Source organism: Streptomyces sp. NPDC049577, from assembly GCF_040675635.1.
Taxonomy (GTDB): domain Bacteria; phylum Actinomycetota; class Actinomycetes; order Streptomycetales; family Streptomycetaceae; genus Streptomyces.
The window spans coordinates 1-5,708 of record NZ_JBFAPH010000385.1 but is presented as its reverse complement, the minus strand read 5'-3'; the positions used below and the strand labels follow the sequence as shown (position 1 = coordinate 5,708).

The 5,708-nt window shown below is 73.6% G+C and carries 5 protein-coding genes and 1 pseudogene; 1 reads left to right on the top strand and 5 read right to left on the bottom strand.

The window, feature by feature from the left end; genetic code table 11:
- Positions 1-220 (bottom strand): annotated as a pseudogene (locus tag AB0K09_RS29040) (adenosylcobinamide-GDP ribazoletransferase); the annotation flags it as partial.
- Positions 221-290: 70 nt separating this feature from the next.
- Between AB0K09_RS29040 and AB0K09_RS29035 the strand changes: the two are divergent.
- On the top strand, positions 291-1,028 hold the full coding sequence (locus tag AB0K09_RS29035; protein WP_366068386.1) for a hypothetical protein: 738 nt from the start codon (positions 291-293) through the stop codon (positions 1,026-1,028).
- Here the strand turns inward: AB0K09_RS29035 and AB0K09_RS29030 are convergent.
- From AB0K09_RS29030 to AB0K09_RS29015, 4 genes are all read right to left on the bottom strand, one after another.
- The gene (locus tag AB0K09_RS29030; protein WP_366068385.1) at positions 995-1,714 is read right to left on the bottom strand and encodes a hypothetical protein; all 720 of its coding nucleotides are present in this window, start codon (positions 1,712-1,714) and stop codon (positions 995-997) included. The two genes, AB0K09_RS29035 and AB0K09_RS29030, sit on opposite strands and share 34 nt — an antisense overlap.
- Positions 1,711-3,477: a phosphatidylglycerol lysyltransferase domain-containing protein gene (locus tag AB0K09_RS29025; protein WP_366068384.1), complete on the bottom strand. Its 1,767-nt coding sequence runs from the start codon at positions 3,475-3,477 to the stop codon at positions 1,711-1,713. Before AB0K09_RS29025 ends, AB0K09_RS29030 begins: the two co-directional genes overlap by 4 nt.
- 58 nt (positions 3,478-3,535) lie before the next feature.
- Positions 3,536-4,591, bottom strand: coding sequence for a nicotinate-nucleotide--dimethylbenzimidazole phosphoribosyltransferase (locus tag AB0K09_RS29020; RefSeq protein WP_366068383.1), 1,056 nt, complete (start codon positions 4,589-4,591; stop codon positions 3,536-3,538).
- 72 nt (positions 4,592-4,663) lie between these two features.
- Positions 4,664-5,708 (bottom strand): bifunctional adenosylcobinamide kinase/adenosylcobinamide-phosphate guanylyltransferase (locus AB0K09_RS29015; protein WP_366068382.1); only part of this gene is annotated, 1,045 nt, incomplete at its 5' end.

Genomic DNA, 5,708 nt, shown 5'->3' with positions numbered 1-5,708 from the left:
CGGCGGCCAGCAGCGGGCCCGAGCCCAGCAGGTCCAGGAGCAGCCCGGCGGCGCCCGCGCAGGCGCCCACGACCAGCCCGGCCAGCGGGGCCGCGAGCATCCCGCCGCGCGCGGCCGGACGGTCCCAGCGGGTCAGCCGCACCGGCAGCACGGTCAGCGTGCCGAAGGCGAACCGGAGGGCGTCGCCGGGCGTGGTACGGGGCGAGGGCGTGTCGGACATCCGGGCAGGCTATCCCGCTGGTGGTGGGATGGAAGAGGTCGGAAGGCACGCCGAACGGGAACGGGGTCCGATGGGTGACTGGGTGACACGCGACATCATCGAGCCGGGCAAGCTGCCCCTGCTGCTGGCGCTCGCCGCGTTCGTGCTGACCTTCCTGGTCACCCGGGTCATCACCCGGCTGATCCGGGCCGGCCGCGGCCCCTTCCGCAACATCCGGCCCGGCGGGCTGCACGTCCACCATGTGGTGCCCGGGATCGTGCTCATGGTGGTCGGCGGCTTCGGCGCGGTCGCCCAGGGGCGGTACGGCTTCGGCGCGGCGGTCTGCGCGGTGCTGTTCGGCAGCGGCGCGGGCCTGGTCCTGGACGAATTCGCGCTCGTCCTGCACCTGGACGACGTCTACTGGACCGAACAGGGCCGCAAGAGCGTCGAGATCGTCGTGCTCACGGCGGCGCTGGTGGCCCTGGTGCTCATCGGCTTCGCCCCGTTCGGGGTGAACGAGCTGAGCCCCGAGGAGCGGGAGAACCGCAGCATCGTCCTGGTCAACACCCTGATCAACTTCGGGGTCGCGCTGTTCGCGCTGGCCAAGGGCAAGCCCCGCATCGCCCTGATCGGCGCCGTCGTGCCGTTCGTCGCACTCGTCGGCGCGGTACGCCTCGCCCGGCCCGGTTCACCGTGGGCCCGCAGGTTCTACCGCCACCGCCCGCGCGCCCGCCGCAAGGCACGGGTGCGCGCCTACCGGCACGATGCCCGCTGGGCCGCAGTGCGCCACCGGCTTCACGACCTGGTGGCCGGCGCCCCCGACCGGTGATCGCCCTCCCGGTAGGCATCGCCCCGGGGCTTGCGCCGCCGGCGCGCCTCGTCCAGGACGCACAGCAGCAGCATCGCCGACACCGCGGCGATGTGCTCCTTCCCCGCCAGATTGGGCTTGACCAGCGCCTCGACCACCATGGCCAGCACCACCAGCCCACAGGTGTACCACGCCCGGAAGCGCCACGAGACGTACACCGCGAGCCCGACCACCGCCGCCGACGGGCCGGTGTCGATGACCTTCGCGGCCTCCGGCGGCAGCCCGAACGGCGAGCCGGGGCCGATGGCGATGGCCAGCCGGGCGTACATCGTCCCCGCGAGCGTCGCGACGTAGGCCACGGCCAGGGTGCGCCAGGGACCCAGACAGATCTCGGCGATGCCGAAGACCAGCAGCACCTGGGCCAACGCCCCCCACACGGGCAGGTCCAGGGCCGGTACGAACAAGGACAGCGGCGTGCGCGCCAGCGCCTGCCACCAGGGCAGCCGCGCCTGCACGGAGCCGAGCGTCTGCACCGGCCCGAAGCCCCACGGCTGGTTCTGCACGATCTGGAAGACGGAGGTGAGGGCCACCGCCGAGAGCGTCAGCGGGACGGCCCTCAGCCGCTCGGCGGCGAGTGCCTTCCCCACGGTCCCGGCCAGCGGTCCCCACTCGGTTCGCGCGGCGCGACACAGCGCCGCGCGGTTCATCGTCGGCTCTCCAGATGCTTGCGGTTGAGCCACTTGGGCAGGCCGGGGGCCTCCAGGAAGCCCTCGGCGCGGGCGCTGGCGACACCGATCCGCAGCAGATCACTGCTCTTCTCGAACAGCATGAAACGAGGCTCCCAGATGGGGCGGTATTTCGCATTTGCTCGGTACAGCGATTCGATCTGCCACCAGCGGGAGAAGAAACTCAGCAACGAGCGCCACATACGCAGGATCGGCCCGGCACCCAGCTTGGAGCCCCGCTCGAAGACCGAGCGGAACATCGCGAAGTTCAGCGACACCTGGGCGATGCGCAGCGCCTTGGCCTGCTGCAGCAGTTCGATGACCATGAACTCCATCAGGCCGTTCTCCGAGTCCCGGTCACGGCGCATCAGGTCCAGCGACAGGCCCTTCGGCCCCCACGGCACAAAGCTCAGCAGCGCCCGCAGCTCGCCCTCGGCGTCATGGCACTCCAGCATCACGCAACGCCCGTCGTCCGGGTCGCCCAGCCGACCGAGCGCCATGGAGAAGCCGCGCTCGGTCGCCCCGTCCCGCCAGTCGTCCGCCCGGCGCAGCAGTTCGGCCATCTCCTCCTCGGGGATGTCCTCGTGCCGGCGGACGCGCACCGTGTAGCCGGCGCGCTTCACCCGGTTGTACGCCTGGCGCACGGTGCGCATGGCGCGCCCCTCCAGGGTGAATTCGGCCGTGTCCACGATGGCCTCGTCCCCGAGTTCCAGGGCGTCCATGCCGTGCCGGGAGTAGACGGTGCCGCCCTCCTCGCTCGCGCCCATCACGGCGGGGATCCAGCCGTGCTCGCGGGCCTCGGCCAGCCACGGCTCGATGGCGCCCGGCCACGCCTCGGGGTCGCCGATGGGGTCGCCGGAGGCCAGCGAGACCCCGCCCACCACCCGGTAGGTGACGGCGGCCTTGCCGGACGGGGACCAGATGACGCTCTTCTCGCGGCGCAGCGCGAAGTAGCCGAGCGAGTCCCGCTCGCCGTGCCGGTCGAGCAGCTCGCGCAGCCGCGCCTCGTCCTCGGCGGTGAGCGGGTCGGTGGCACGCCGGGAGCGGAACGCCGCGTAGACCACGAGGATCAGCAGCAGCGTGCTCATCACGTTGATGACGACGTTGACCCAGCCGGGGGGCGCGATACCGGCGTAGCGGGAGTCGTCGGCGGCGATGGAGACCAGCCGCATCACGCCGTAGTGCCAGCGGTCCCAGAACGAGGAGCGGTACTGGTCGTCGGCCTCGTTGGTGACCGTCACCAGCAGGGCGGCGATCAGCGAGGTGACCAGCAGACCGCCGGCCGCCACGACCGCGGCCAGCTTCGGGTTGGAGCGGTCGCCCTTGGCGTAGAACTCGCGGCGGCCCACCAGCAGGGCGGCCGTGAACAGCCCGGTGAGCGCGAGGGAGAACCAGTTCAGGGGATGCCGGCGGAACTCCGGGAAGAACATCGCGAACGCCAGCAGCAGGAGCAGCAGCGACGCCAGGACCAGGTTGAGGATCCAGGCGGCGCGCTTGCGCCGGCGCAGGGTGACCGCCATGAACAGCGACACCACGGTCGGCGCGAAGCCCGCCTCCAGCAGGTACGGCGTGAAGAATTCGTCGACGTTGTGCCGGCGGATGTCGGTTCCGAGGGACACCCACACCGCGCCGAGCAGATTGACGAACGTGACCGTGCGCAGGTACCAGACGGCGAAGGCCGCGGATCGCCGCGGCCAGGCGCCGGTACGGACGCTCTCATCCGGAGTCAAGCGGACTTCTCCCATGAAGAGTGATCGACTCGGGGCTCGATGCGCGGCGGCTCCCGGGCTGCTGCCGTTCTGGTCAGGAACGCACGCCACGCTCCGGGAGCTCCGCCGCCAGGGCCGCGGCCGCCTGCACCAACGGCAGAGCCAGCAGCGCCCCTGTCCCCTCGCCCACTGTGACGCCCTGTTCCAGGAGAGGGTTGAGCGCCATCCGGTCAAGAGCCTTGGCCTGTGCCGGGTCGTCGCTCGCCTGCCCCGCCTGCCACCAGTCCGGCGCCCGGAACGCCACCCGCTGCGCGACCAGCGCGCACGCCGTGGTCACCACGCCGTCCAGCAGCACGGGCGTCCGGCGCACCGCGCTCTGCAGCAGGAAACCGGTCATCGCCGTCAGGTCCGCGCCCGCCGTCGTCGCCAGCAGCGCCAGCTGGTCGCCCAGCACCGGCCGCGCCCGGCGCAGCGCGTCACGGATCGCCGCGCACTTGCGCATCCACGCCAGGTCGTCGATGTACGCCCCGCCCCGGCCGGTCACCACCGACGCGTCCGTGCCGCACAGCGCGCCGATCAGCGTCCCCGCGGCCGTGGTGCCGCCGACGCTCAGATCGCCGAGCACGATCAGATCGGTGCCGGAGTCGGCCTCCTCGTCGGCGATCGCCATGCCGGCCCGGAACGCCTGCTCGGCCTCCTCCGCCGTCAGCGCGTCCTCGACGTCGATCCGCCCCGAGCCGCGCCGCACCCGGTACCGGACGACCTCGGCGGGCAGCTCGTCCGGGTCGCAGTCCACCGACATGTCGACGATCCGCAGCGGCACGCCGAACCGACCGGCCAGGATCGCCGCGGCGCTCTCCCCGTCCAGGGCCGCCCGCACGAGCTCCTTGGTGCCGCCCTTCGGGCCGGCCGACACGCCCAGCGCGGCGACGCCGTGGTCGCCCGCGAAAACCAGCGCCTTGGGCCGCTCGACCGGCTTGACCGGCACCGCGCCCTGCGCCCCGGCGAGCCACTCGCCCAGCTCGTCCAGCCGGCCCAGTGCCCCGGGCGCCACCCCGGTCCGCTCCCGCCGCTCCTCGGCGGCGCGGCGGGTGCCGGGGTCGGGGCGCTCGATCAACGTGGCGAAGTCATCAAGATTCAGACCGCTCATCCGCGACACACTACCCGTGCGGGGTGCCGCTATCCCTTGTGCGGGCCGGGTGGGCGCGCTGTCCCGGAGGCGTCATCTCAGCGGAACGGCCTGGCCGGCCACGACCAGCAGGACGTGTTCGCACTCCGCCGCCAGCGCGGCGTTGAGCCGGCCCAGTTCGTCGCGGAAGCGCCGGCCCGAGGCGGTCGCCGGGACGACGCCCGAGCCGACCTCGTTGCTGACCAGCACGACCGTGCGGGGCGTCTCCCGGACCGCCGTGACCAGTTCGGCGGTGCGTTCGGCCAGGGCCGCCCTCCCGCCGTCGGACCAGGTCGCGTCGTCCCACGCGCCCACGGAGTCCATCGCGGACGTCAGCCACAGCGAGAGGCAGTCGATGAGCAACGGCGGCCCCTGCTCGCGCAGCAGCGGGGCGAGGTCGCAGGTCTCGACCGTGCGCCAGGAGGCGGGGCGCCGCTCGCGGTGGAGGGCTATGCGGGCCGCCCAGTCGGCGTCCCCCTCGCGCGTACCACCGGTGGCGACGTAGACCACGTCGGGGAAGGACTCCAGCCGGCGTTCGGCCTCGTGCGACTTGCCGGACCGGGCGCCGCCCAGCACCAGCGTGCGGCGCGGCAGGTCCGGCACCTCGTGGTAGTCGCCGACCGGCAGGGTCGTGCCGTCCGGCACCGTGCGGGCGCCCGCCGCCGCGAGCCGGCGGTGCAGCTCGCGGCCGGGCGGCACGTCGTGGTCGATGTGGACGGCGAGGACGTCCGTGGTGGGGCCGACCGCGCCGGCCTCCCGCAGCCGGGCCAGCGCGTCCGGCCGCCCCAGGACGTCCAGCAGCACCATGGCGTACGGGCTCGCGGCCGGTGCCAGCCCGGCCGGCGCGCCGCCCGGCGGCAGGTACAGCAGCCGCACCCCGTCCGGGGACGTCACCTCGTACCCCGTCCCCGGCGAGTCCAGGGCCACCGCCCGCACCCGGTGCCCGCTGATCACCGACAGCTCGCGCCCGTCCGGCACGCGGCCCGGCGCGGGCAGCCCGGCCGGGAACTCCACGGCGGGTCCGTTCTGCGGGTGCGAGAGCAGCACCTGCCGCACACCCGTGATCGAGCGCCCCGCGCGGGCCGCCGCGAACGCCGGG